Raw genomic sequence first — 26,419 nt, 5'->3', positions numbered from 1 at the left:
ACAAGAATGTCACAAGATTATATTGTTATTCAAGCTGAAGAAGATGGTGTACATGTCATTGGTTTAACGCGTGGAACAGATACAAAGTTCCATCATTCTGAAAAGTTAGATGCCGGCGAAGTTATGATTGCTCAATTTACAGAACACACTTCTGCGATGAAGATTCGAGGGAAAGCACAGATTCATACAGCACATGGTGTGATTAATAGTGAAGCAAAAAAATAATAAATAGACAAGATATGGTTTCATAATAGTTTTTATCCGTGCCATTTAGGCACATATAAATGAGTTAGATGTGAAAAACTAATTATATGGGCAGTAGCATTCCCACCTCATGGGAAAGCTTTACTGCCTATCCTCTTGAAGTAAGCAAAATTTTTTTATTCCGCATCGTTGCGTATGCTATAATGACTCAGTAAGCAAACGTTAAGACTAAGATAGGATTAACGTATTTGAAAGTGAAATGGAGTAAGGTCTATGAATGCAACATACATTCAAAATTCAATTGCCCAGTTAAAAACAGAGATTTTCATGGATGTTCGTCATAGAACTTTGCAAAAATACACAGGAATGCCTGTGCTAGATGAAAATCAATTGTTTTATTTGTTAGTCCCATTTTTGAATGGTGAAGTGTGGCAACAGGAGCAACAAGAGGCTGCCATTACTGTTGGCATTGTGTATGCGGCATTGGCGGCACACGATCATATAAAAGAATTAGATGCTACTTCTAAAGAACAGCAGCTAACGGTATTAGCTGGGGATTTTTATAGTGGTCGTTATTACGAAATATTAGCAATGTCTGGAAATGTCGAATTGATACGAAAATTGTCACAAGGAATTGTGACACGATGTGAAAACCAGATAAAGGTTTATGAGGCTGAACAAAGAACGATCGAGCAATGGTATGCTTCGATGTGCAATATTGAATCAGGATTAATTGCTCAATTTTTCGAGCTTTATTCTTTTAGTGAATATATACCGTTAATGGAAAAAAGTTTATTGATTTTACGTTTAGAAAAAGAAATGACAGCTTATCAACGTGGACAATCGTCTTTAATAGGTAAGGCACTTGAAGAAAGTGTTCAACGTCATGGTACAACTTTTCATAGCGTCATCAAGCAGAAAATAGTGCATTTAAAAATAGAGCTGTCAAAGATGGTGGAGAGTGCATCATTTTTACAAAATGATGTGAAACGAGCTTTACATGCACATGTAGAGGCTTCTATTGCTTCTACTAACGGATAAGAGAGGTTTTCAAAATGGCTAAAACGAAAGCAGAGCATGTTCATGAAGTATTTGAGAGTATCTCGGATAATTATGACAAAATGAACGGTGTTATTAGTTTCCAAATGCATATTGGTTGGCGTAACGATACCATGAAACACATGGCTGTCAAACCGGGATCAAAGGCATTGGATGTTTGCTGTGGTACAGCAGATTGGACGATCGCATTGGCTGAGGCAGTTGGAGAAAGTGGAGAAGTTAAAGGACTCGACTTTAGTCAAAACATGCTTAAAGTTGGCGAAAAAAAAGTACAACCATATCCGCAAATTGAATTGATTCATGGAAATGCTATGGAATTACCTTTTCCAGATGATACGTTTGATTATGTGACGATTGGTTTTGGTCTACGCAATGTACCAGATTATTTGCAAGTATTAAAGGAAATGCACCGTGTCGTAAAACCAGGTGGTATGGTTGTATGTTTAGAAACATCTCAATCTGAAATTCCTGGTTACCGTCAATTATTCCGTTTTTATTTTAAATATATAATGCCGATATTTGGTAAAATATTTGCGAAAAGTTACAAGGAGTATTCTTGGCTTCAAGAATCTGCGAATGATTTCCCAGGTATGAAAAAGTTAGCGGCATTGTTTGAGCAGGCAGGATTAGAAAAAGTAACGTACAAAGCATACAGTGGCGGGGCTGCGGCAATGCATATAGGCTTTAAAAAGATACGTTAATGGGGGAAGGTTTTCACACGTGGAAAAGATGAAGTTAAAACTACTCTATTCCGATTTGAAATCAGATATCGATATCATTGAACGAGAGTTAGAAAATGCGGTGGACTCATCTTCATATTTGATCAACGATGCTTCTCTCCATTTATTACAAGCTGGTGGCAAACGTATACGACCAATTTTTGTATTACTAGGTGCAAAATTTGGTGAATATGACATTGAGAAGATGAAGGATGTTGCAGTCCCTTTAGAACTCATTCATATGGCATCACTTGTCCATGATGATGTTATTGATGATTCCAATATGCGAAGAGGACGCCCAACTGTCAAAGCGCAATGGAATAACCGAGTAGCAATGTACACGGGCGATTTTATTTTTGCACGTGCTCTCGAATATATTACAAAATTAGAAGACCCACTAGTTCATCAAATTTTAGCACGTACCATGGTTGAGATTTGTAACGGTGAAGTTATTCAAATTGAAGATAAATTTAGACTAGATCAAGGTTTAAAAGATTATTTTAGAAGAATCAAACGCAAAACAGCTTTACTCATTTCCTCAAGTTGTGAGTTAGGGGCTGTGGCGGCAGGCGTTGATGCTAAAACTGTACGTCATTTAAAGCGCTTCGGCTACTTTGTGGGCATGAGCTTCCAAATTATCGACGATGTTTTAGATATAATGGCAACAGATAAGGAGCTAGGAAAGCCAGCGGGTAGTGATTTACTACAAGGCAATATTACCTTACCGATTCTCTTGTTAAAGGATGATCCGGAGATGCAGCCTTATTTAGTAAAAGTATTTGCCGGTACATTAACAGAAGTCGAACGTCAAAATATGTTGCACTATGTGCGTAAATCTCATGCAATTGAGCAAGCTAATCGTATGAGTGATAAATACTTGAAAAAAGCTTTACAAGAAATAGATGCCTTACCAAAACATCCCGTAAAGAAAAAGCTACGTGATGTCGCATTGTTTATGGGTAAGCGCAAATTCTAGCTTTTTGTTGTACAAAGTCGCGTTTTTTGTTAATATTTATCGGTAGGTGTAAAACCTGTTAGAAGAACTTAAGGAGTGTTTTAAACATGGCAATTGAACAAACTTTTTTAATGGTTAAGCCAGATGGCGTTGAGCGTCAAGTAGTTGGAGACATCGTTGATCGTTTTGAACGTCGCGGTTTTGTAATGAAAGGTGCTAAATTAATGGTAATTCCAAAAGAATTAGCAGAAAAGCACTATGCTGAACATGCTGAGCGTCCATTCTTTGGGGAACTAGTTGATTTCATCACTTCTGGTCCTGTATTCGCTATGGTATGGGAAGGCGAAAACGTAATTAAGCTTGCTCGTACAATGATGGGAGCAACTAAACCTGAGGAATCTAACCCAGGTACAATCCGTGGTGACTATGCAACAACGGTTTCTCACAACATCATCCACGGTTCTGACTCTCTTGCTTCTGCAGAGCGCGAAATCGCTTTATTCTTCGGTGAAGATTTAGTTTAATTTCGAATAGATTAGGCAATCTCAATATAATTGGGGTTGCTTTTTTTATTGCTTAAAAAATGGAGATGGATAGTATCGTGGAAATACGATAGTGGTAAAATGCATGCTCCTTCTTATTAGCTAAAATATTAATTTATTTCTAGAACCGTCTAGAATTGTTAAAAACTACTTACTCATGTACAATAAAAGATGTAATATTCTGATAATTAAATTAGGTATATATTAATAGTCTTGTCAATAAACTGTGAAGGATGACGAAGAAAAGGGGTAATGGAGATGAGAGAAGTGGTGATTGTTGCAGCTGTGCGAACGGCTGTGGGGCGAAGGAAGGGAGCATTAAGTCATGTTCGAGCGGATGATCTGGCAGCTGATGTGTTACAGGAGGCTGTACAAAGAGCAGGCATAACTAAAGAACAGGTGGATGATGTTATTTTAGGTTGCGTAACACAAACAGCAGAGCAAGGGGGAAATATTGCACGGACGGCCCTGTTAATGGCTGGATTTCCTGATAGTGTGCCAGGGGTGACCATCGATCGTCAATGTGGTTCGAGCCAGCAAGCTGTGCATTTCGCAGCACAAGCCATTTTAGCAGGAGATATGGATGTAGTTATTGCTGGCGGTGTGGAAAGTATGTCTAGGGTTTCTATGGGGACTAACATGCAAAATGCTCATTTAGGTAATCGCTTACAGGAAAATTATAATATTATACATCAGGGGCTATCAGCAGAAAAAATAGCCGAAAAATGGTCATTATCAAAAGAGCAGCTCAATAGTTATGCCTATGAGAGTCATCAACGCGCACTAGCAGCCATTGAAGCTGGGTATTTCAAAGATGAAATCCTACCAATTGAAGTAATCCAAGAAGATGATACTGTAACAACCGTTGGTAGGGATGAGGGTCCTCGTGCTGAAACTACTGTTGATATTTTAAATAGTTTAAAAACTGTTTTTCAAGAGGATGGCGTGATTACGGCTGGTAATGCGAGTCAGATGAGTGATGGGGCATCAGCAGTAGTGGTTATGGCTTTGGATAGAGCGCAGGAACTCGGTATTCAGCCACTCGCTAAAATTATTACAAGAGTTGTTGTGGGCTCTGACCCGACATTGATGTTAACAGGGCCAATCGAAGCGACTCGAAAGGCGTTAGAACGTTCTGGCCTGAAGATAGAGGATATTGATACCTATGAGGTCAATGAAGCCTTTGCACCTGTGCCACTTGTTTGGTTGCAGGAAATTGGTGGGGACCCAAAGAAACTCAATCCAGATGGAGGAGCGATTGCACTAGGACATCCATTAGGTGCTACCGGAACAAAATTGTTAACGACTTTGCTCTACCGCATGGAGCGAGAGAATTACCGATACGGCTTACTAGCTATTTGTGAAGGTATGGGGATGGCTAATGCTACGATTATTGAAAAAATGTAAGGGGGGATATGGGCAATGAGGAAGCATGATGTAGTAGCAGTAGTAACAGGTGGTGCATCGGGTTTAGGAGAGGCGACTGTTCGCCAAATCGTCGAACAAGGTGGCAAATCCATCATTTTTGATGTGAATGATGAACGTGGACAAGCTATAGTAGAGGAATTAGGGCAACATGCACTCTATGTACGAGTAGATGTTACAAAGGAAGAGGATGTAGCAACAGGTCTTGAGCAAGCCATAGCTGCATTTGGCCCTATTAATGTTGCAGTGAATTGTGCAGGAATTGCGGATGCGAGCAAAATAATTTCCAAGCGAGGTGTTCATGCACTTGGTTTATTCGAAAAAATAATAATGGTTAATTTAATTGGTACATTCAATGTCATCCGTCTAGTTGCTGAGAAAATGCAGCTAAATGAGCCAAATGACGATGGTCAGCGCGGCGTTATCATTAATACGGCATCCGTAGCAGCATTTGATGGCCAAATTGGACAGGCTGCCTATAGTGCATCAAAGGGTGGCGTAGCAGCGATGACACTACCAATTGCACGTGAGCTCGCCGCGTTTGGTGTGCGTGTGATGACTATTGCTCCTGGTTTAATTGAAACACCGATGTTTGCTTCTTTACCAGAACCTGCAAGGATGGCTCTTGCGCAAATGACACCATTCCCTAAACGGCTTGGCAAGCCGTCAGAATATGCACTTCTTGTAGAAAGCATTATCCAAAATGGTTTGTTAAATGGTGAGGTCATTCGCTTGGATGGAGCCATTCGTATGCAGCCTAAGTAAATCTTTTTATCTGTAGTGGCAGTCATCCTCGGTTGTTTCAAAAATTTGTCAGCGAAGGGGAGCGGTAACATGCATATGATGGATACGCCTTTATTATTAACAAGTTTTTTGAATCGAGCAGAACGATTTTTTCAGTCAAAGAAAATATATTCGCGAACAAGTGCTACGACAATTCATGAATTTACGTATAAAGAATATGTCAAACGAACTCGTCAATTAGCGGATGCTCTCACAAAATTAGGTATGCAGCAGGGCACGAAGGTTGGGACATTTGCTTGGAATCATCATCGTCATTTAGAAGCCTATTTTGCTGTACCTTGTGCAGGAGCAGTTCTTCATATGATCAATATTCGGTTGGCACCTGAGCACATTATCTATGTCATTAATCATGCAGAGGATGAAATATTATTAATTGACGACAATTTAGTACCCCTTATTGCACCATTTGTTTCCCAGCTGAAAACGGTTAAACACATTATCATTATGGGTGATGCTGTGGCACTTGAATCTATCCCCATTCCAAATGCTTTGTCCTATGAGGCATTAATTGCAGATGCTAATGAGCATTTCTCATTTCCAGATGATTTAGATGAGAATACACCTGCAGGTATGTGCTATACAAGTGCAACGACTGGTATGCCGAAAGGAGTAGTTTATACACATCGCAGTATTGTCCTTCACAGTTTAACTGCTGGGCTTGCGGATAGTATTGCTATTTGTGAATCAGATGTTGTACTACCTGTTGTACCAATGTTTCATGCTAATGCATGGGGATTCCCCTTTGCTAGTGTAGCCTTTGGTGCCACACAGGTATTACCTGGTCCAATGTTTACGCCACAGCTTTTACTTGAGCTTTTTGATGTGTACAAAGTAACCTTGACGGCAGGTGTACCCACTATTTGGCTGGGCGTTTTACAGGAGCAACGTCTAAACCCTCGTGACCTATCGTCTATGCGGTTAATTGTTTGTGGAGGTTCCGCCTCACCTATTGGTCTTGTAAAGGGCTTTGAGGAAGAGTTGAAGATTCCTTATATGACTGGGTACGGCATGACAGAAACCTCTCCACTTGTAAGCTTATCAACGTATTTAACCCATATGCAGGACTATACGGCTGATGAAAAAATGCATGTTCGCATTACCCAAGGGATGACAATGCCACTTCTTGAGACTCGTGTTGTTAATGAAAATGGAGAGGTGCCATGGGATGGTAAAACGATGGGAGAACTAACGATACGAGGTCCGTGGATTGCAAATGAGTACTATCAGGATGAGCGTACCGATGAAGCTTTTAAGGATGGTTGGCTTTATACAGGGGATATTGCGGTAATGACGCCGGATGGTTATATAAAAATTACGGATCGTACAAAGGATTTAATTAAGAGTGGCGGTGAATGGATTTCGTCAGTTGAGTTAGAAAATGCCTTGATGTCCCATCCAAAAGTCTTTGAAGCCGCTGTTATTGCCATCCCACATGAGAAATGGCTGGAACGCCCTTTGGCGTGCGTAGTGCCAAAGCCAGAATACAAAAATTCTATTTCTAAAGAGGAACTAATCGAAAACTTACAAGCGCAATTCCATAAAACATGGATACCAGATGATATTGTTTTCATTCAGGAGGTACCAAAAACATCTGTAGGTAAGTTTTTGAAGGCGAAATTGCGAGAAGATTTAAAACATTACCGTGTACAAGTTTAGTCCTGTAGCTAGAATGAAGGTAGTGAAAAACTACCTTCATTTTTTAAATTGAAATAAATTTCTGGAAAGTGAAACTATTTTTTCTATTTTGCCGTATAATTTTAGAAACGAAAGGATGTGGATATATTGTCAATTGCCATTGTAGCGATTATTGGTGGGGTTATTATTTCTTTAGCAGGAATTTTTACAGATTCCCGTACAAGACAGCAAAAAATAAAATTAAAGGCTATCGAAAAAGAAGTAGAATTAGAAAAGCTGCGATTAGAAACCTATACAATTGAAACGGAAAAAATGCGCCTTGAATTAGAACAGTCGAAGGTGCTACTATTAGAGGAAAAACAAAACTCAAACAAGTAGACGAGTATACATGAGAAAGACTATTTCAGGATTGTCTCTTTTCAGCTATAATGGAACTACGACGCTAGAGGGGAAGATGACCATATGTCTGATTATGAACAGTTTATAGAAGGTATCAAGCGCAAAACAGGAATAGATTTAGCGTTATATAAAGAAGCGCAAATGAAAAGACGATTAACCTCACTTTATGAAAAAAAAGGTTATCGAAATTTTGTTGACTTTCTAAGGGCACTTGAACAAAATCGTGATTTAATGAATGAGTTTTTAGATCGTATGACGATTAATGTTTCTGAATTTTATCGTAATGGCAAGCGTTGGGAAGTATTGCAAAAGAAAATATTACCTAAGCTATTACAAACTAATAAGCGTTTAAAAATTTGGAGTGCTGCTTGTTCAACAGGAGAAGAGCCGTATTCATTAGTAATGGTCTTATCTCAATTAGTGCCTTTATCTCAAATTCAAATTATTGCTACTGATTTAGATGAAAATGTCATTCAAAAAGCGAAATTGGGTGTCTACCCAGAGCGCTCCTTAGCTGAAGTGCCAAATGACATTAAAGCTAAATGTTTTGAACAAGAAGGATCCTTCTACCGCGTGAAAGATGAGATTAAGCGTTGTGTGACCTTTAAAAAACAAAATTTGCTCAATGATACCTATGACAGCAATTATGATTTAATAGTTTGCCGCAATGTAATGATCTATTTTACGGAAGAAGCCAAAGATCAAATTTATAACGATTTTAGTAAAGCATTACGCAAGGATGGCATATTATTTGTAGGATCGACAGAGCAAATTTTTAATCCATCTCGTTACCAATTTGAAGTAGAGGACACATTCTTCTATCGGAAAAACAGTTTATAATATGAATGAAAAGCTTGTACAAATGACTGGTTTCATCATGTACATATAGTAACTAAAGCATTAACATAGATAATTCGTACGCTTTTCGCTTATCCTAAGCAAAGGCGTATTTTTTATAAATTTTAGCACTTCACTTCAGTAGTGTAGTAATGTTTTATGCAAGTCGTTCAGAATATTCGCATATAGGTTGTGTAAATAGTATGAACTTAAAAGACATTTGCAAAAGGACTGTTTTTTTAAAGAATATATGTTATAGTGAAAAATACATACTTTAGCGAGTTGAAGGGAGAAAGCGTTTATGCGTTACTTAACAGCGGGTGAGTCACATGGCCCCCAACTAACAACAATTATTGAAGGTTTACCATCACTCTTACCTATTACTGCAGAAAAAATTAATCACGATTTAAAGCGACGTCAAGGAGGTCATGGACGTGGACGACGCATGCAAATTGAAACAGATACAGTAGAGATTGTCGCAGGCGTTCGTCATGGACAAACACTTGGATCACCTGTCGCTCTAGTTGTAGCCAATGATGATTGGAAGCATTGGACGAAAATTATGGGTGCTGAGCCATTAGCAGAAGATGTAAATCCTGAGGATATCAAACGGCAAATTTCACGACCTCGTCCGGGCCATGCAGATTTAGTTGGAGGCATGAAATACGGACACCGTGATTTGCGAAATGTATTAGAGCGTTCTTCAGCTCGTGAAACAACTGTACGTGTAGCAGTCGGCTCTGTAGCAAAGGCTTTATTAAATGAATTAGGTATTTCTATTGTGGCGCATGTTACGGAGATTGTCGGAATTAAGGCTGATACCTCCTTAGTGGAAGGGAAAACAGTCGATGAAATTCGTGCCATTGTGGAAGCGGACCCTTGCTATTGTGTAGATCCAGTGGCATCTGCAAAGATGGTAGATGCGATTGATGAAGCAAAAAAAGCTGGGGATTCTATCGGTGGAGTTGTTGAAGTCATCGTAGAAGGTATGCCAGCAGGTATAGGGTCTTATGTACACTATGATCGTAAGCTCGATGCTAAGTTAGCGGCGGCAATGCTTTCTATTAATGCATTTAAAGGGGTAGAATTTGGGCTTGGTTTTGAGATGGCTCGTCGCAAAGGCTCTGAAGTTCATGATGAAATTATTTGGACGGAAGAAGAAGGCTATACTCGTGCGACCAATCGACTTGGTGGCTTAGAGGGTGGTATGTCTACGGGCATGCCAATTGTTGTACGAGGTGTAATGAAACCAATTCCAACATTATATAAACCATTACAAAGTGTGGATATTGAAACAAAAGAGTCGTTTAAAGCAAGTGTAGAGCGTTCGGACAGCTGTGCGGTACCAGCTGCATCAGTTGTAGCGGAGCATGTTATTGCCTGGGAAATAGCGACTGTTATTTTGGAACAATTCCATAGTGACCAATTACCACAATTAAAAGCTCAAATTGATGAACATCGTCAATATACGAAGGGGTTCTGATATATGCGTGTTCCAGTTGCAACAAAATCACATCATTATGAGGTTCTACTTGGCCATCGTTTTCTAACTGAAGCTATTCAAACATATGCGGATCAGCTAAATAAAGCAGATAAGTTTTTTGTCTTTACAGATGCTCATGTATGGGAGGCTCAGGGAGACTATTTCAAGGCAAATTTCCCATATGATTTTGAAGTATTTATTTTGCCTGGTGGCGAAGCATGCAAAACCTTTGAGCAATATTATGCAGCTCAAACTTTTTTACTTGAGCAAAAATGTTCTCGGAAATCATTTGTTTTTGCTTTTGGTGGAGGGGCTGTTGGTGATTTAACGGGATTTGTTGCAGCAACCTATATGCGCGGAATTCCGTTTATTCAAATTCCAACAACTATTTTGGCGCATGATTCAGCCGTAGGTGGTAAGACGGCTATTAACCATCCATTAGGAAAAAATATGATTGGCGCATTTTATCAGCCGGAAGGTGTTATTTACGATACAGTTTTTTCTGAAACCCTACCTGTACGCGAAATTCGTTCAGGAACAGCTGAGTTAATCAAACATGCGATGATTTCTGATTCAGCATGGTTAGAGGAATTAATGGCAGCAGATTCCGTGATGCATTTTAATCAGCAGGAATTAGCGATGCAGCTAAAAAAGGGAATTGAGGTTAAGGCAAAAATTGTCGCAGAGGATGAAACAGAGCAATCTGTTCGAAAGTTTTTAAATTTGGGCCATACATATGGACATGCGATTGAAGCGGCTGCAGGCTACGGCAAAGTCGCTCATGGTGAGGCAGTCATGATTGGTCTTGTGTATTGCTTATTATTGAGTGAACGTTATGGGGAGCTCAATCGTCCATTTACTAAAGCATTTTTACAATTTGCAGTTAAAAATGGCTATCCTTTTGAGGCAGTAAATGACTATACATTCGAACAATTAACAAGTTATTTAATGAAAGATAAAAAGACAGAATATGGAATTTTGCAATTTGTTTTGTTAGAAAAAATCGGTAAACCGTTTGTGCGGGCAATTGATTTAAAAGAATGCAAAGAAGTAGATGCCGAATATAGAGAGTTATTAGCGGAGGTGCTTGTATGATTCGTGGACTTAGAGGAGCAATTACAATTGAATCTGACAAGCCAGAGCTTGTATGGGATGAGACAGCAAGATTAGTGCGTGAGGTTGTGGCAGCAAATAATGTAGAAATAGATGATATTGCTTCCATTTTGATTTCTACTACGCCTGATATTACCTCAGCATTTCCTGCTCGGGCAGTCCGATTGATGGAAGGGTGGCAATATGTTCCAGTGATGTGTACACATGAAATGGATGTACCGAATGCCCTACCATTATGTATTCGAGTATTAATTCATGCGAATATAGAGGTAGCCCAAAAAGATGTTAAGCACTTGTATCTCAATGATGCAGTGAAATTAAGACCAGATTTAGCACAAGCTAAATAAGTAGAGGAGATGTTTTAGATGAAGTGGAAACAACAATTGGACGGTATGCAAGCGTATAAACCAGGAAAACCAATTGAAGAAGTGCAACGTGAATATGGCTTAAAAGAAGTTATTAAATTGGCATCTAATGAAAATCCATTTGGATGCTCACCTAAGGTGACAGCTTATTTACAAAATAATGCAGTGAATCATGCTCTTTATCCAGATGGCTATGCACAAAATTTACGTACAGCTGTTGCAAATCATCTAGGTGTTCAAGAGACACAGCTTCTATTTGGTAACGGCTCTGACGATATCATTGCTATTATTACTCGTGCTTTGTTGTATCCAGGGGTAAATACCATTATGGCTGACCTATCCTTCTCCCAATACTGGCATAATGCTGAAATTGAAGGTGCTGAAATCCGTAAAATTCCTTGTGTGGAGGGTGCACATGATTTAGAGGCGATGGCTGCTGCGATTGATGATCAAACAGCCGTTATATGGGTATGTAGTCCGAATAATCCTACTGGTGTGGTCATTCCAGATACGGCTTTACGTGCCTTCCTTGCCAAAGTACCAAACGATGTACTTGTCGTACTTGATGAAGCGTACATTGAATACGTGACACATCCTGAACATAAGGATACTCTACCAATCATCGACCAATATCCAAATGTTCTTTTATTACGTACATTCTCTAAGGCATATGGTTTGGCATCGTTCCGAGTTGGCTATGCGATTGGCCAACCAACTATTATTGAAAAGCTTGATCCGGTCAGAGGTCCATTTAATAATACAAGTCTAAGCCAAGCCGTAGCTGCTATTGCACTTAGTGATCAGGAATATATAGAAGCATGTCGTGAAGCGAATGAACATGGTAAAAAACAATATGTTGAATTCTGTGAAAAACATAATCTAAAATACTTCCCATCTGATACGAACTTTATTTTCTTTGATACAAAGGCTGATAGTGATGTCATTTTCCAAGAGCTTATGAAAAAGGGCTTTATTGTGCGCAGTGGTAATGCATTAGGATTACCAGGATTTATCCGTGTCACAATCGGTACCGAAGCCCAAAATGCAGCATTGCTAGTTCAACTTGACAATGTATTAAAAGAGCAAGGAGTATTTGCATGACACGCAATGTGCTCGTTATTGGGCTAGGATTAATCGGTGGTTCTATCGCCCTTGCTTTACAGAAGGCACCAGATACAAAGATTATTGGTTATGACATGGATGCTCAAACACGTGAGCATGCACAAGCATTAAATATTGTACATGACACTGTGACGGATCCACAGGCAATTGCAGCGGATGTCGATATTATTATTTTCGGTACACCAGTTAATGCAACGCTTGAATGGATGGAGCAATTAAAATCATGGCCATTAAAAAATAAAGTCATTGTAACAGATACAGGAAGTACAAAAAAATTAATTATGCAAAAAGCTGGTGAATTACGTGAACTGGGCATTACGTTTATTGGTGGACATCCAATGGCAGGTTCACACAAAAGTGGCGTATTAGCTGCAAAGGCGCATCTTTTTGAAAATGCCTACTATATGCTTACACCGCTCGCTGGTGAAGAAATTGTTCATATGGCACAGCTAGAAAGTCTATTAAAATTTACGCATGCAAAGGTGGTAAGTGTTTCTGCAAGTGAGCATGACCATATGACAGCTGTGGTGAGCCATTTCCCTCATGTTATTGCAGCTTCTCTTGTGCATCAATTAGGAGGAGAGAATGGGGAATATCCTATGACTCGCTCTCTTGCAGCAGGAGGCTTCCGTGATGTGACGCGTATAGCCTCTTCCAACCCGGTTTTATGGCGAGACATCACTTTACAAAATCGTGATGAGTTACTTACTCAGCTAGAAGGCTGGGAAAAAGAAATGGGCCGTATTAAGGATTTGCTGACGAATGGTACCTCTCGAGATATTGAAGACTATTTTTCTATTGCCAAAGAACTGAGAGATGAATTACCAATTAGCGCAGGAGCAATGTATACAGCGTTTGACTTATACGTAGATGTTCCAGACTATCCAGGTGTCATTTCCGAGGTAACAGGTTTGCTAGCTGATGAGGCAATAAGTATTACGAATTTAAGAATTGTCGAATCGAGGGAGGATGTTTTCGGTATTTTGGTCATTAGTTTCCAAAGTGAAAATGACCGCGAACGTGCAGCAGCATGTATACAAAAACGTGCGAAATTTGAAACATATATTTCATAAAAAAAGAAAGCGTCGGGATTACGGCGCTTTCTGTCTTCATATTGGAGGGAGTAAATTAATGAGTGAAAAAGTTTTACAATACAATAAGCCATCTTTACAGGGATCACTAACTGTTCCAGGCGATAAATCGGTCTCTCACCGTTCTGTGATGTTTGGTTCCATTGCGACTGGAACAACAACAGTAGAAGGTTTTTTACTTGGGGAAGATTGTTTAAGTACCATTGATTGCTTCCAGAAGCTTGGTGTGCATATTGAGGTGGAAGGAACGAGTGTAAAGATAGAGAGTCCAGGGATGGATAGTTGGCAGGAGCCTACAGAGGTGTTGTACACAGGTAACTCTGGTACAACAACGCGCTTAATGCTCGGAATTTTAGCAGGATCTTCAGTTCATTCAGTCATGACGGGGGATGCCTCTATTGGCAAGCGACCAATGCGACGTGTTATTGATCCACTGCGTCAAATGGGAGCCCATATTACGGGACGTGCAGACGGTCAATATACACCATTAGCCATTCAAGGTACAAAACTCCAGGCCATTGAATACAACATGCCAGTAGCTAGTGCACAAGTTAAATCTGCTATATTACTTGCAGGCTTGCGTGCTGAGGGAACAACGATAGTTAGAGAAACAGAAGTGTCAAGAGATCACACTGAACGAATGCTCCGTCAGTTTGGTGCCGATGTCGAAGTGAAGGATGGGGTTGTTTCATTAGAGGGTGGACAAGCTTTAAGTGGGACTCATGTTTCTGTACCAGGGGACATCTCATCTGCAGCCTTTTTCTTAGTGGCGGGGGCAATCTGTCATAATAGTCAATTAACACTTGAAAATGTTGGCGTTAATCCAACACGTGATGGAATTATCGAGGTCCTTTCTAAAATGGGTGCAACCATGACAGTGATGCCAAATGACGATAGTCAAGCTGAACCAACAGCAACTATTCAAATCCAAACATCTACTTTATCTGGTACAACAATCGAGGGAGACATGATTCCTCGTTTAATTGATGAAATACCAATCCTTGCTTTACTTGCTACACAGGCACATGGTCAAACCATTATTAAAGATGCCGAGGAGTTAAAAGTAAAGGAAACAGACCGTATTACAGCGGTTGTAGCTGAATTAAAAAAGCTGGGTGCTAACATCGAAGCAACAAATGATGGTATGATTATTGAAGGGCCAACACCATTAAAGGGTGCAAGTCTCAAAACATATGGCGATCATCGAATCGGAATGATGGGTGCTGTGGCTGCTTTAATGACCGAAGGACCAGTCACTTTAGATGATGCACAGTGTATCGCTGTATCCTATCCATCATTCTTTGAACATATTGAGGCAGTAAGGTAACAATTGAAGATTGACTCTCCAAGCTTTTGGGGAGTTTTTTCTTGTTTCGGTGGTAAATGTTTTGTAGCATAAAGGTATCAAAGAAAGAATAGGTGAATGACTGTGAACAATGCGATGACTGAAATGATGCAAGCACTTGAACAGGGAGACTTAGCATTAATAGATCAGCTACTTGAAACATTTTTAGTGAAGGAGCTACCCGAGGAAATTTACGCACTTTCAGAAATTTTTATGCAATATGGGTACATGAAAGAAGCTGACCGCGTACTGGAGCATTTACAATTCTTATTCCCAGAAGAGGCACAGTTAAAAATAGATCGTGCAAATGTATTAATGGAGCTTGGTGATGAAGATGAGGCATTAAATTTATTGCTTGAAATCGAAGAAGGCTCACCAGAATATCCACAAGCATTATTAGTTTTAGCGGATTATTATCAAATGCAGGGGTTATTTGAGGTAGCAGAAAAACGTATAAATGAAGCACTAGCAATTTTGCCAGACGAGCCATTACTTCATTTTGCCAAAGCCGAACTGTTATTTGAAACAGGTCGTTTTTTGGAAGCCGCAAGATTGTATGAAGAATTAAATGAGCAACAAGAAGAATTTGCTGGTATTCATCTTGTGGAACGATTAGCGGAGGTTTATCGTGCCGGGGCTGCCTACGAAACAGCATTGGATTATTATTTAAAGGCACTTGAAGATGAGGTGAAACCAGATATTTTATTTGGTGCTGCGTATTCAGCCTTCCAATCCCAAAAATACGAGATGGCTATTAAACAATTAGAGGAATTGAAAGAGTTAGATCCTGATTACTTCTCGGCTTACTTATTGCTGGCAGAAAGCTATGCGATGACAGAGGAAAATCAAAAAGCCTATACGGCGATCCAAGAGGGATTAAAACGCGATGAATATGATAAAACGCTCTATTTATTTGCTGGAAAAATGGCCTTGAAAAATAGTTTGCCAGTAGAAGCTGAGCAATATTTACGAGAAGCAATAGCATTAGACCCTGAGTATATGGAAGCCGTGTTAGCACTTATTTCTGTTTTAGGACAACAGGAACGGAATGAAGATGTTATCGAATTATTTGAGACTCTACAGCAAAATGATTTTGAATGGAGCACGTTATATCCATTTGCTGCAGAGGCATATGAAAATTTAGAATTGTACGACCGTGCATACGAATTTTACCGTTTGGCATATAATGATTTTAAGGAAGACGCAACATTTTTAGAAAAATATGTGTACTTTTTATTAGAGGAAGGGAAACGTTCAGAAGCGAAAGTGGTTCTTGAACAATTAATTAACATTCAACCAGGTGAACCAGAATGGCAAGAGAAGTTAGAAGCCTTAGAATTTGAGTAAAGGAGGGAGTGGGTATGACTGCTTCTGTATCAGTTGTTGATAAAAAAGCATTTGTTCGATGGTTTTTAAAAAATTATCAATTGAAACGTCGTGAGTGTGTGTGGATTTTAAATTACTTACTTAGTAATGATGACTTATTAAAACGAATCCGATTTGTGGAAGAAGCTCACTATTGTCCTAGAGCAATGGTGATGTCTACGGTTGATTCAACAGGTGTGCCTTTTCGTTTCTATAAAGGCAATGTAATGACGGCAGACGCTGAAAAGTCTTTCCATGATTTACGCTTACACGAGCAAGAAGATATGTATATACAATTGAATTTTCCAAATATACCACCAAGTGCACAATACTTAGCAGTTTTAGAAGAAAACCCTTATATGCCAGAGACACTGTTAGTTAGTGAAAAAGATCGTTTACTGGCAGAAGAACTGCTTTCCAATAGCTTACTCGTATTCCAAGAAGAAAAATTACTTGCACAAATTGATGATGCCCTCGATCAGGGAGATGAAGAACGTTTTTATGAATTGTCTAATTTGTTACAAGCATTAAAGGAAACGGCTAATTTACCTTAGTTATAGGTAAAAATTGAATGTCCTTTACCCACTTCAATATGGTAACATTACTAGTGAATGATTGTTTTCACTTTTAATTGGGTATCCTATTTGAAGAGTGGAAAAGGGCATTTTTATTATGTGATAAAGGAGGTTTGTTGAATGTACTTTAATGCAAACGATGTGACATCATTTTTGGGACAGAAGGATTTCATCGATACTGCGATTGTTCCGCTCATATCCATCGATTTAGCTTCTGAGAAAATGAAACAAAGTGGCGCTGAGGTAGATTTTCTAATGTCTTTAACTTCTTTCATAGAACAACAGTTTAAAGGCCGTTTACTAGTCATGCCACCTTTTTCTTATATGGCTTCTTTAAAAAACGAAGAATTACCGAAGCAATTTGAAACACAATTACATAATGCTGGCTTTAAGCATGTGTTCTTCATTACTTGTGATCACTCTTGGACAAATATTGGAGATATAGTAAATATTATTTGGTTACCAGCAATTCCATTAGAAAGCATGGACGCAGGTGTGAAAAAATCAATTCTCGAAGATCAATTACGGCAAGTGGTTCCCATGCTTTCGACCAAATGGGCACAGATTTAACAATTAGTTTCAATAAATGTTCACATTCTCCAGCTTTCCACAGAATGCTATATTGACCAAGCTATGGACTTGATATATCATATATATGTCCTAGTATTACTATTTGTAAAAGTATGTCCGTTGGACTGACCTTTAAGTTAGAGGGGGGAAAATAATGAGTAATAATCGAGTTTCACGTCGTCAATTTCTAAGTTATACTCTTACTGGTGTAGGTGGATTTATGGCGGCAGGTATGCTAATGCCAATGCTTCGCTTTGCAATTGATCCTGTGCTACAAAAGCATGAGGGTGGAGATTTTGTAAAAACAGAGCATAAAATCGCTGACTTGACTGAAGAGCCTGTAAAAGTTGACTTTTCATATGAACAAGTGGATGCATGGTACAAATCACAGGTTACAGATGTAGCTTGGGTTTATAAAAGTGGCGATCAAATCATTGCCCTTTCACCTGTTTGTAAGCATTTAGGATGTATGGTTGACTGGAATGGAGATTCTGCACACCCAGGTCAATTCTTCTGTCCATGTCACGCAGGACGTTATGAGAAAAACGGGAAAAACGTTGCAGGTACACCGCCTCTAGGTCCGTTGGATGAATTTGAAGTACAAGAACAAGATGGCTATTTAATGATTGGTCCAGCTAAAGCAAATACTCTAGTTAAATAAGTAAGGGGGTACGACAACAGTGCTAAATAAAATTTATGATTGGGTCGATGAACGCCTAGATATTACACCTATTTGGCGTGATATTGCCGACCACGAAGTGCCAGAGCACGTTAACCCTGCACATCATTTTTCAGCATTCGTTTACTGCTTCGGTGGATTAACATTCTTCATCACAGTAATTCAAATTCTATCTGGTATGTTCCTAACAATGTACTATGTACCAGACGTTGTGAATGCCTGGAAATCAGTTTATTATTTACAAAACGAAGTAGCATTTGGTGAAATCGTGCGCGGTATGCACCACTGGGGAGCTTCATTAGTTATCGTAATGATGTTCTTACATACACTTCGTGTGTTCTTCACAGGTTCTTATAAGAAACCTCGTGAGCTAAACTGGATGGTTGGTGTAGGTATTTTTGGTGTAATGATGGGTCTTGGCTTTACAGGATACCTATTACCATGGGATATGAAAGCATTATTCGCTACTAAAGTAGGTATCGAAATTGCAGCATCTGTACCGTTTATCGGTTCGATGATTAAAGTATTATTAGCGGGTGACACTACAATTCTTGGTGCTCAAACGTTAACTCGATTCTTTGCGATTCATGTATTCTTCTTGCCTGCAGTATTGTTTGGGTTACTTGCAGCACACTTTATCATGATTCGTCGTCAAGGAATTTCAGGGCCGTTGTAATTGTCTTGACGGTTCGATGATCTTTAAAAGGAGGGGACACTATGCATCGCGGAAAAGGAATGAAATTTGTCGGCGATTCTCGTATTAAAGCGAATCACAGAATGCCGAATGTTCCAAAGGATTATTCCGAATATCCAGGTAAGACGGAAGCTTTCTGGCCGAACTTCTTACTGAAGGAATGGATGGTAGGTGCTGTATTTTTAATTGGATACTTATTATTAACTGTCGCTCACCCGTCACCACTTGAAGGGCCGGCAGATCCAACTAGAGCATATACACCGCTACCGGACTGGTACTTCTTATTCATGTATCAACTTTTAAAATACTCATTTGCTTCTGGTCCATACAATGTAATTGGAGCAATTGTAATTCCAGGTCTTGCATTTGGAGCGCTATTATTAATGCCATTTTTAGACAAGGGTCCAGAACGTCGTCCATCTAAACGTCCATTACCGACAGCGTTTATGTTATTAACTCTAGCTGCTATGTTCTACCTGACTTGGGAGTCAGTTGTTAACCACGACTGGGAAGCTCAAAAAGCTATGGGTGCAATCGTAGAAACAGTTGAATTCGATAAAGAATCAGAAGGTTATAAACTATACGCTGGTTCAGCATGTATTACATGTCACGGTGAAGGCTTAGAAGGTGGAGCTGGTGCACCATCTCTAATGAACACTGGATTAACAGCTGATGAAATTAAGGACATTGCTCATAATGGTCGTGGTAACATGCCACCAGGATTATGGACAGGTTCAGATGAAGATCTTCAGAAACTTGCTGAATTTATCGAAAGTTTAAAAGCTGAGTAATAGTAAAAGAGTCAGGAAACTGGCTCTTTTTTTTCGACCTTGTTATATATTGGGACTGAAAGCTAGTAGAAAAGGTTCCCTTACCCTCGATTTTTTAGCGAAAAATGTCGAAAAGTAGATAAAAGCGAATGAATTCTATCCATTAGCACATATTGAAGTTGTGGAAATAATTTCACCTACAAAAAATCTATACTGTACATAAACAAAGAATTTTAGCAAAGCGCAAGGAGTTGTAATCATGCAGATAACACGTGCAAATCTTTGGTATCTTCTTAACCATAAGTCATTCTTAATAGCGCTGCTTATTATTAATCTATTAGGCACAGTATATGGCTATTATTGGTATGGATGGCAGCTTGCAATCACTAAGCCTATTTTTTATATTTTTGTTCCTGATAGTCCAACAGCTAGCTTATTCTTTTGCTTTGTGTTAATTGCTTGGATTATGGGAAAAAGATGGCCGTTAATGGAAGTATTAGCGCTTGTAACATTAGTGAAATATGGTCTATGGGCTGATGTCATGAATATTTGGACATTAATTGAAACAGGGTCAATCGGTTGGCAAGGCTGGATGCTAGTTGGCTCACATTTTGCAATGGCCGTTCAAGCAATCTTATATATGAAGAAATATGTATTCACTTACTGGCATGTATTTATAGCAGCTGTCTGGACGCTCCATAATGATGTCATTGACTATGTGTTTGGTCAAATGCCTATGTATGGGGATTTAGTCAAGTACACAAGCTATATTGGCTACTTTACGTTTTGGTTATCAATTGCATGTATTCTCCTTGCGATTTTCTCAATTAGGTGGCGCAAATATTTGCCGAATTAGGGTATAAATTATAGAATTATAGTATAGAGGTAGAAAGGGGTTAGAATATTGTCAACAAGCATGTATATAGTTTATTTTATTATTATTATGCTGCTACCACTTTATGCACAAATGAAAGTAAAAGGCACGTATAATAAATTTGCGAAACAACGTACAATGAAAGGCCAAACAGGTGCAGAGGTAGCGCGTGCGATTTTAGATGCGAACGGCTTATATGATGTACGAGTTGTGCCAACACAAGGTGTGTTGTCTGATCATTATAATCCGGCAACTAAAACAGTTGCTTTATCAGAAAGTAACTTTTATGAAGCGAGTGTTGCAGGTGCTGCGGTAGCTGCCCATGAGGTAGGTCACGCCATCCAACATAAAGAAGCTTACTCTATGCTTACATTACGTAGTAAGCTAGTCCCAGTGGCAAATATTTCTTCGAATGCATCTTGGATTTTTGTAATGATTGGTATTTTTGCAAGTAGTACGAATTTCTTGCTTTTAGGTATCATATTATTAGCAGCAGGTGTTGTTTTCCAATTAGTGACACTTCCAGTGGAGTTTGATGCTTCAAAGCGGGCATTAGTTCAAATGAATTCGCTTGGCATTATTACAAATGAAGAAGAACGACCAGCACGAAAAGTATTGAGTGCTGCAGCATTAACATATGTAGCAGCAGCAGCGGTAGCGGTACTAGAATTATTACGTCTAATTCTAATTTTTACGAATATGCGTAGCGATGACTAAGAAAAAAACTTGTTATGGTGGAACACCACTATAACAAGTTTTTTATCTTCAAACACTTAATGAAGCGGTTGTTTTTGATCATCAAGAGTGAAGCCTTCTCCTGCTACATCGCGTACTTCTATAATAGAAACGAAAGCGTGTGGATCCACTTCATGAACAATGGATTTTAGGCGTACAACTTCGTTGCGACCGATCACACAATAAATAACTTCCTTAGGCTGCTTAGTAAAGTGGCCATGTCCTTCTAAAATAGTGATCCCGCGTTCCATTCGTAAGGCGATTGTTTCGGCAATAACACCGGACTTCTCAGATATAATGAGAGCACCACGCGCTGCATAGGCTCCTTCCTGTACAAAGTCAATAACACGAGCGCCAACAAATACAGCGACTAATGTGTACATCATGGAACGAGCATCTAAAAATGTAAGCCATGAAAGGATGATGACAATGGCGTCGAAGACAAACATCGTTTTACCCATACTCCAGCCAAAATATTTATGTCCAAGTCGTGCCAAAATATCAACGCCGCCGGTAGTGCCACCAAAGCGGAAGACAATTCCTAGGCCAAGTCCGACGAATATACCCGCGAAAAGAGCAACGAGTAACATGTCATCTTCTAAATGAATGGTAAACTGATATTTCTGGAAAATCTTTAGAAAAAGAGAAACAGATAAAGTGCCAACAAGCGTATAAACAAAAGATTTCTTTCCAAGTAATCGATAACCAATTATAAACATGGGAATATTTAATAATAGGTTCATTAAGGCGGGGTCCCATCCTAATGTAAAGTATAGTATGAGTGTAATTCCACTTAGTCCACCTTCACCTAGCTGATTTTGAATATTGAAGTGAACAAACCCGAAGCTAAAAATGGCTGCTCCGAGCATTATTGCGATAATATTACGAATTTTAATCTGTTTTAACATTTGGCCTCCTGTAGTTCCAAACAAATGAAGTAGTGATATCTATTATCTGACATTTTATTGGTTTTGACAACAACGGTGTAAATTATATAGGATGGTAAATAGGAGTGTGATGTAAATGACAGAACAACTAACAATGCAAGCATTACAACAGCGTGTTGATAATTATATAGGACAATTTAAAGAAGGATATTTCCCACCATTCGAACTGCTAGCCCGTTTAACAGAGGAATTAGGAGAGCTATCTCGTGAGGTTCAGGATGTATATGGACAAAAAAAGAAAAAGAATACTGAGGAAATAAACAGTATTGAAGAAGAACTTGGTGACTTTTTCTTTGTTTTAGTATGCTTTGCCAATGCTCAGGGTATTAAATTAGATGAAGCTCTATTAAGAGTCATACATAAATTTGAAACAAGGGATAAGGATCGTTGGACGAGAAAGGATGAAGAATGATGTCGATTCGTGTAGCTATTGCAGGAGCAAGAGGAAAAATGGGGGCTGAGGCTGTACATACGGTCATGAAACATGACAAAATGGAATTAGTAGCTGTACTAGATTATAAGGAAGTAGGAAAAACATTAGCTGATTTAGACATGTTCCCAGCGAGCTATACAGTACCTATATTTACGGAAATGCATGATCTTGTAGAAGCAACTTCTCCAGACGTATTAGTGGATTTAACGAACCCACATTCTGTATACAATCATACTAAAGAAGCGTTGAATTTAAATGTACGACCTGTAATTGGTACAACAGGATTTACTGATGCACAACTAGAGGAATTATCAACCATTGCCAAAGAAAAAGAGTTAGGCTGCATTATTGCACCAAACTTTGCGATTGGCGCTATCCTGATGATGAAATTTGCGAAAGAAGCGGCCAAATACTTACCAGATGTAGAAATTATTGAAATGCATCATGATCAAAAACTTGATGCACCCTCTGGAACAGCTGTGAAAACAGCTCAATTAATACAAGAGGCACGTACGCAAAAGACTCAGGGGCATCCAGAAGAAAAAGAAACCATTGAAGGTGCAAGAGGTGGAGACTTTGATGGCATGCGCATCCACTCTGTTCGCTTACCTGGTTTAGTGGCACACCAGCAAGTATTATTTGGTGGAGATGGGCAGCTTTTAACAATTCGCCATGATTCATTAAATCGAAATTCATTTATGTCGGGCATTGCCTTTTGTGTAGAAGAGGTTATGAAAATGGATCAGCTTGTTTATGGTTTAGAAAACATCATCTAAAGATTGGGATGGAAGCTATATGAAAATCGCATTGATTGCACATGATCGTAAAAAAGATAATTTAGTACAGTTTGCTATTGCTTACAAAGAAATTTTACTTGAACATTCACTTTATGCTACCGGTACAACAGGACAGCGTGTCATTGAAGCCACTGGTTTAGAGGTAACACGATTTCGTTCAGGTCCACTTGGTGGCGACCAACAAATTGGCGCAATGATTGCCAACAATGATATGGATATGGTTATTTTTTTCCGAGATCCATTAACAGCGCAGCCACATGAGCCAGATGTTTCTGCACTTATCCGTCTTTGTGATGTTTACCAAGTGCCACTGGCGACAAATATGGGGACAGCAGAAATATTATTAAAAGGCCTACAAGAAGGCTTTGTGGATTGGAGACTGATACAAGAAAGACGTAACTAATAAAAGACGTGATTTAGAAAGGATGAACATCGAATGAAAAAGCTAAAAATCGGCATTACCTGTTATCCAACAGTTGGAGGCTCTGGTGTAATTGCAACAGAATTAGGCAAAATGCTTGCAGAAAGAGGGCATGAAATTCATTTCATTACCTCAAGCGTACCATTTCGATTGAATAAAATTTATCCAACCGTCTTTTTCCATGAAGTCGAAGTTAATAATTATTCAGTGTTTCAATATTCACCATACGATATTGCATTAGCGAGTAAAATGGCAGACGTCATCAAGGATGAAGAGTTGGATGTGTTGCATGTGCATTACGCAATTCCACATGCAGTATGTGCTGTGTTAGCACGTGAAATGAGTGGGCGAGATATTGGCATCGTTACAACACTTCATGGCACAGATATATCAGTGCTTGGGCAGGATTCTACGCTTTCACAGGCCATTAAGTATGGAATTGATAAATCTGATATTGTGACGACCGTGTCACACGCATTAAAAGAACAAACTTATGAATTAATTGATACAGTTAAGCCCATTGAAACCATTTATAACTTTGTGGATGAACGGGAGTACTTCCCTCGTAATTCCAGAAACCTAAAAGAGCAATTTGGTATTCAAGAAGATGAAAAAGTTCTCATCCATGTATCTAACTTCCGCAAAATCAAGAATCTTCCGCATATTATTGAAGCCTTTATGAAAATACGTGCTAATGTGAAGGCAAAGCTCTTATTAGTGGGTGATGGGCCCGAAAAGCATCGTGTAATGGACCAAGTAAAGGAAAGTCCATATATGAAGGATGTTCTATTTTTAGGAAAACAAGAAAATTTAGCTGAGCTATATGCTATTAGTGACCTAAAATTGTTACTTTCTCAACAGGAATCGTTTGGACTGGTTTTATTAGAGGCAATGGCTTGTGGAGTACCTTGTATTGGAACAAATGTAGGGGGTATCCCGGAAGTCATTGAACATGGTGTGGATGGCTTTATTGTGGACTTAGGAGATACTGAAACGGTAGCTGAATATGCTGTTCAGTTGTTGCAAGATGAGGAAAAATTGCTGCGTTTCAGAGAGGCAGCCATTCGAGCAGTCGGCGACAAATTCCACTCGTCCAAAATTGTAGAACAATACGAAAATCTGTACGAGAAGGTTGCGGAAAGAAATCATGCAAAACAATAAAGAATGGCAAACAGCCTATTCAGTAATTGAACAATTAGAACAAGCAGGCTTTGAGGCAGTTATTGTAGGTGGAGCTGTTAGGGATGCTTTACTGAATCGCCCTGCGCATGATGTCGATGTTGCGACAAACGCGCTGCCTGAAGAGGTAAAGTCAGTTTTTCAACGGACTGTAGATATTGGAATTCAGCATGGGACGGTACTTGTTATCGTACCTGCTGGGCCAGTTGAGGTAACAACTTATCGTACAGATGGGGAATATACAGACCATCGAAGACCCGATAAAGTGCAATTCGTTCGCTCTCTGCAAGACGATTTACAACGCCGTGATTTTACAATGAATGCCATCGCTATGCGTCATGATGGCACTTTTGTTGATTATTACGGGGGTCGTCAAGATATTGAACTTCGTGTTATTCGAGCTGTTGGAGATGCTGACAAACGTTTTGCTGAGGATGCCTTGCGCATGTTACGAGCAATTCGTTTTTCAGCACAGCTTGATTTCACAATAGCGAAAGATACTATGACTGCGATACAAAATAGAGCGCCCGATATCGCTTTTATTGCAAAAGAACGAATTAAAGCAGAGCTAGATAAGCTATGGCTTGGAACGTCCGTTTTTAGTGGCCTTCAAAAATTAGAGGAAAGTGGCTTGGCAGCTTATTTACATGGGAATTTTCAGGCTCATCGCTGGTATGATTTTCGGACTGAGGACAAGCATGTAGGCTGGGCTTATTTTGCTTTACTTCAAGGTGCAAATTGGCGAGAGATTCTACGGGATTATCGATTGTCCAATAAAGAAATGGCGTTCGTTAAAGCTGTATTGACAGCCTATGAAGCGTTAAATAGTGGCTGGACAAACATTCATTATTTTACCTACAAAGAACAGGAGTTAGAAGCAGCCATATATTTCGCAAAACTACTCCAACTGGACGTTTGTTTACCTAGCCAGCCTATTCGTGTATTACAGGATCAGCTACCCATTCAACAGAAGCAAGAAGTTGTGGTGAATGGAGCGGATTTACTTAAATGGTCTGGAAAAAAGGGAGGCCCTTGGGTAAAAGAAGTATTAGGTGACATACTGGAAGCCATAATTCATAATGAACTTGAAAATGACCAGGAGCGTATAAAAAATTGGCTAGATTGCCACTACTTCCATGAAGCGTAAGCATATATATATTGACAACAAGCCGTCTCAGGAAAATGTGGGACGGCTTGTCATTTTATATCACTGATGGTCATTTCAGTTGATTTACAGTATGATGAAGTATAGTTACATAAAAAGCGGAGTTTACAAAAGGAT

At 39.2% G+C, this 26,419-nt stretch carries 30 protein-coding genes; 29 read left to right on the top strand and 1 reads right to left on the bottom strand.

Features of this window, described 5'->3' with window-relative positions; all coding sequences use genetic code 11:
- Positions 1–6: 6 nt before the first annotated feature.
- From mtrB to ACOZBY_RS00255, 24 genes are all read left to right on the top strand, one after another.
- Positions 7–225, top strand: a complete 219-nt coding sequence (gene mtrB / locus ACOZBY_RS00370; RefSeq protein WP_004232621.1) for a trp RNA-binding attenuation protein MtrB — start codon at positions 7–9, stop codon at positions 223–225.
- 252 nt (positions 226–477) lie between these two features.
- Complete coding sequence (locus ACOZBY_RS00365) at positions 478–1,245, top strand: heptaprenyl diphosphate synthase component 1 (RefSeq protein ID WP_012293617.1); 768 nt, start codon at positions 478–480, stop codon at positions 1,243–1,245.
- A gap of 14 nt (positions 1,246–1,259) precedes the next feature.
- The gene (locus ACOZBY_RS00360; protein WP_012293618.1) at positions 1,260–1,964 is read left to right on the top strand and encodes a demethylmenaquinone methyltransferase; all 705 of its coding nucleotides are present in this window, start codon (positions 1,260–1,262) and stop codon (positions 1,962–1,964) included.
- A gap of 19 nt (positions 1,965–1,983) precedes the next feature.
- A complete protein-coding gene (gene hepT, locus ACOZBY_RS00355) occupies positions 1,984–2,958 on the top strand; it encodes a heptaprenyl diphosphate synthase component II (protein ID WP_012293619.1) in 975 nt (324 codons plus the stop codon).
- 86 nt (positions 2,959–3,044) lie between these two features.
- Entirely contained in the window at positions 3,045–3,461 is a 417-nt protein-coding gene (gene ndk, locus ACOZBY_RS00350; protein WP_012293620.1) for a nucleoside-diphosphate kinase, read from the top strand.
- A gap of 276 nt (positions 3,462–3,737) precedes the next feature.
- A complete protein-coding gene (locus ACOZBY_RS00345; RefSeq protein ID WP_036161172.1) occupies positions 3,738–4,886 on the top strand; it encodes a thiolase family protein in 1,149 nt (382 codons plus the stop codon).
- A 15-nt stretch (positions 4,887–4,901) separates the two neighbouring features.
- A complete protein-coding gene (locus tag ACOZBY_RS00340; protein ID WP_012293640.1) occupies positions 4,902–5,669 on the top strand; it encodes a 3-hydroxyacyl-CoA dehydrogenase in 768 nt (255 codons plus the stop codon).
- A 69-nt stretch (positions 5,670–5,738) separates the two neighbouring features.
- Complete coding sequence (locus ACOZBY_RS00335) at positions 5,739–7,364, top strand: long-chain fatty acid--CoA ligase (protein WP_198695200.1); 1,626 nt, start codon at positions 5,739–5,741, stop codon at positions 7,362–7,364.
- 126 nt (positions 7,365–7,490) lie between these two features.
- Complete coding sequence (locus ACOZBY_RS00330) at positions 7,491–7,721, top strand: hypothetical protein (protein ID WP_031417976.1); 231 nt, start codon at positions 7,491–7,493, stop codon at positions 7,719–7,721.
- An 84-nt stretch (positions 7,722–7,805) separates the two neighbouring features.
- Positions 7,806–8,582 (top strand): CheR family methyltransferase, encoded by a 777-nt coding sequence (locus tag ACOZBY_RS00325; protein WP_031417978.1) that lies wholly within the window; start codon positions 7,806–7,808, stop codon positions 8,580–8,582.
- Between the two features lie 298 nt (positions 8,583–8,880).
- The gene (aroC, locus tag ACOZBY_RS00320; protein WP_422761203.1) at positions 8,881–10,062 is read left to right on the top strand and encodes a chorismate synthase; all 1,182 of its coding nucleotides are present in this window, start codon (positions 8,881–8,883) and stop codon (positions 10,060–10,062) included.
- 3 nt (positions 10,063–10,065) lie between these two features.
- Positions 10,066–11,157 (top strand): 3-dehydroquinate synthase, encoded by a 1,092-nt coding sequence (gene aroB, locus ACOZBY_RS00315; protein ID WP_012293644.1) that lies wholly within the window; start codon positions 10,066–10,068, stop codon positions 11,155–11,157.
- Positions 11,154–11,522 carry a chorismate mutase gene (aroH, locus tag ACOZBY_RS00310; RefSeq protein ID WP_012293645.1) on the top strand — a complete coding sequence of 123 codons (369 nt, stop codon included), beginning with the start codon at positions 11,154–11,156 and terminating at the stop codon, positions 11,520–11,522. Before aroB ends, aroH begins: the two co-directional genes overlap by 4 nt.
- Before the next feature lie 18 nt (positions 11,523–11,540).
- Entirely contained in the window at positions 11,541–12,641 is a 1,101-nt protein-coding gene (gene hisC / locus ACOZBY_RS00305) for a histidinol-phosphate transaminase (RefSeq protein WP_012293646.1), read from the top strand.
- Positions 12,638–13,735: a prephenate dehydrogenase gene (locus ACOZBY_RS00300; RefSeq protein ID WP_012293647.1), complete on the top strand. Its 1,098-nt coding sequence runs from the start codon at positions 12,638–12,640 to the stop codon at positions 13,733–13,735. The genes hisC and ACOZBY_RS00300 overlap by 4 nt, the downstream gene beginning before the upstream one ends.
- 58 nt (positions 13,736–13,793) lie before the next feature.
- Positions 13,794–15,080: a 3-phosphoshikimate 1-carboxyvinyltransferase gene (aroA, locus tag ACOZBY_RS00295; RefSeq protein WP_031417983.1), complete on the top strand. Its 1,287-nt coding sequence runs from the start codon at positions 13,794–13,796 to the stop codon at positions 15,078–15,080.
- Positions 15,081–15,176: 96 nt separating this feature from the next.
- Positions 15,177–16,445, top strand: a complete 1,269-nt coding sequence (locus ACOZBY_RS00290; protein WP_031417984.1) for a tetratricopeptide repeat protein — start codon at positions 15,177–15,179, stop codon at positions 16,443–16,445.
- A gap of 14 nt (positions 16,446–16,459) precedes the next feature.
- Positions 16,460–17,017 (top strand): ReoY family proteolytic degradation factor, encoded by a 558-nt coding sequence (locus tag ACOZBY_RS00285; RefSeq protein ID WP_031417985.1) that lies wholly within the window; start codon positions 16,460–16,462, stop codon positions 17,015–17,017.
- A gap of 141 nt (positions 17,018–17,158) precedes the next feature.
- Positions 17,159–17,608 carry a DUF2487 family protein gene (locus ACOZBY_RS00280; protein WP_031417986.1) on the top strand — a complete coding sequence of 150 codons (450 nt, stop codon included), beginning with the start codon at positions 17,159–17,161 and terminating at the stop codon, positions 17,606–17,608.
- A gap of 154 nt (positions 17,609–17,762) precedes the next feature.
- Positions 17,763–18,269: a ubiquinol-cytochrome c reductase iron-sulfur subunit gene (locus ACOZBY_RS00275; protein WP_031417987.1), complete on the top strand. Its 507-nt coding sequence runs from the start codon at positions 17,763–17,765 to the stop codon at positions 18,267–18,269.
- Positions 18,270–18,288: 19 nt separating this feature from the next.
- A complete protein-coding gene (gene qcrB, locus ACOZBY_RS00270) occupies positions 18,289–18,963 on the top strand; it encodes a menaquinol-cytochrome c reductase cytochrome b subunit (protein ID WP_008181573.1) in 675 nt (224 codons plus the stop codon).
- 41 nt (positions 18,964–19,004) lie between these two features.
- A complete protein-coding gene (locus ACOZBY_RS00265; RefSeq protein ID WP_004232669.1) occupies positions 19,005–19,772 on the top strand; it encodes a menaquinol-cytochrome c reductase cytochrome b/c subunit in 768 nt (255 codons plus the stop codon).
- Between the two features lie 238 nt (positions 19,773–20,010).
- Positions 20,011–20,607 carry a DUF1405 domain-containing protein gene (locus tag ACOZBY_RS00260; protein ID WP_031417988.1) on the top strand — a complete coding sequence of 199 codons (597 nt, stop codon included), beginning with the start codon at positions 20,011–20,013 and terminating at the stop codon, positions 20,605–20,607.
- Between the two features lie 60 nt (positions 20,608–20,667).
- Positions 20,668–21,342, top strand: coding sequence for a zinc metallopeptidase (locus ACOZBY_RS00255; protein WP_008181566.1), 675 nt, complete (start codon positions 20,668–20,670; stop codon positions 21,340–21,342).
- Positions 21,343–21,398: 56 nt separating this feature from the next.
- On the opposite strand, the gene ACOZBY_RS00250 is transcribed toward ACOZBY_RS00255, so the two are convergent.
- Positions 21,399–22,268, bottom strand: coding sequence for a YitT family protein (locus ACOZBY_RS00250; RefSeq protein ID WP_008181565.1), 870 nt, complete (start codon positions 22,266–22,268; stop codon positions 21,399–21,401).
- Between the two features lie 115 nt (positions 22,269–22,383).
- Between ACOZBY_RS00250 and ACOZBY_RS00245 the strand changes: the two genes are divergently transcribed.
- Genes ACOZBY_RS00245 through ACOZBY_RS00225 form a run of 5 tightly spaced genes read left to right on the top strand, consistent with a single transcriptional unit; the run spans position 22,384 to position 26,284 of the window.
- Positions 22,384–22,719, top strand: coding sequence for a nucleotide pyrophosphohydrolase (locus ACOZBY_RS00245; RefSeq protein WP_031417989.1), 336 nt, complete (start codon positions 22,384–22,386; stop codon positions 22,717–22,719).
- On the top strand, positions 22,719–23,516 hold the full coding sequence (gene dapB, locus ACOZBY_RS00240; RefSeq protein ID WP_031417990.1) for a 4-hydroxy-tetrahydrodipicolinate reductase: 798 nt from the start codon (positions 22,719–22,721) through the stop codon (positions 23,514–23,516). Before ACOZBY_RS00245 ends, dapB begins: the two co-directional genes overlap by 1 nt.
- Before the next feature lie 19 nt (positions 23,517–23,535).
- On the top strand, positions 23,536–23,940 hold the full coding sequence (gene mgsA / locus ACOZBY_RS00235; RefSeq protein ID WP_008181558.1) for a methylglyoxal synthase: 405 nt from the start codon (positions 23,536–23,538) through the stop codon (positions 23,938–23,940).
- A gap of 33 nt (positions 23,941–23,973) precedes the next feature.
- A complete protein-coding gene (gene bshA, locus ACOZBY_RS00230) occupies positions 23,974–25,119 on the top strand; it encodes an N-acetyl-alpha-D-glucosaminyl L-malate synthase BshA (RefSeq protein ID WP_012293660.1) in 1,146 nt (381 codons plus the stop codon).
- Positions 25,106–26,284: a CCA tRNA nucleotidyltransferase gene (locus tag ACOZBY_RS00225; RefSeq protein WP_012293661.1), complete on the top strand. Its 1,179-nt coding sequence runs from the start codon at positions 25,106–25,108 to the stop codon at positions 26,282–26,284. The genes bshA and ACOZBY_RS00225 overlap by 14 nt, the downstream gene beginning before the upstream one ends.
- Positions 26,285–26,419: the final 135 nt, after the last annotated feature.

Origin of the sequence: Lysinibacillus sp. NPDC056220 (assembly GCF_049315265.1) — a bacterium.
Classification (GTDB): domain Bacteria; phylum Bacillota; class Bacilli; order Bacillales_A; family Planococcaceae; genus Lysinibacillus; species Lysinibacillus pinottii.
Note: the sequence above shows the minus strand (reverse complement) of the source record. Positions and strands in the feature narration are given on the sequence as shown.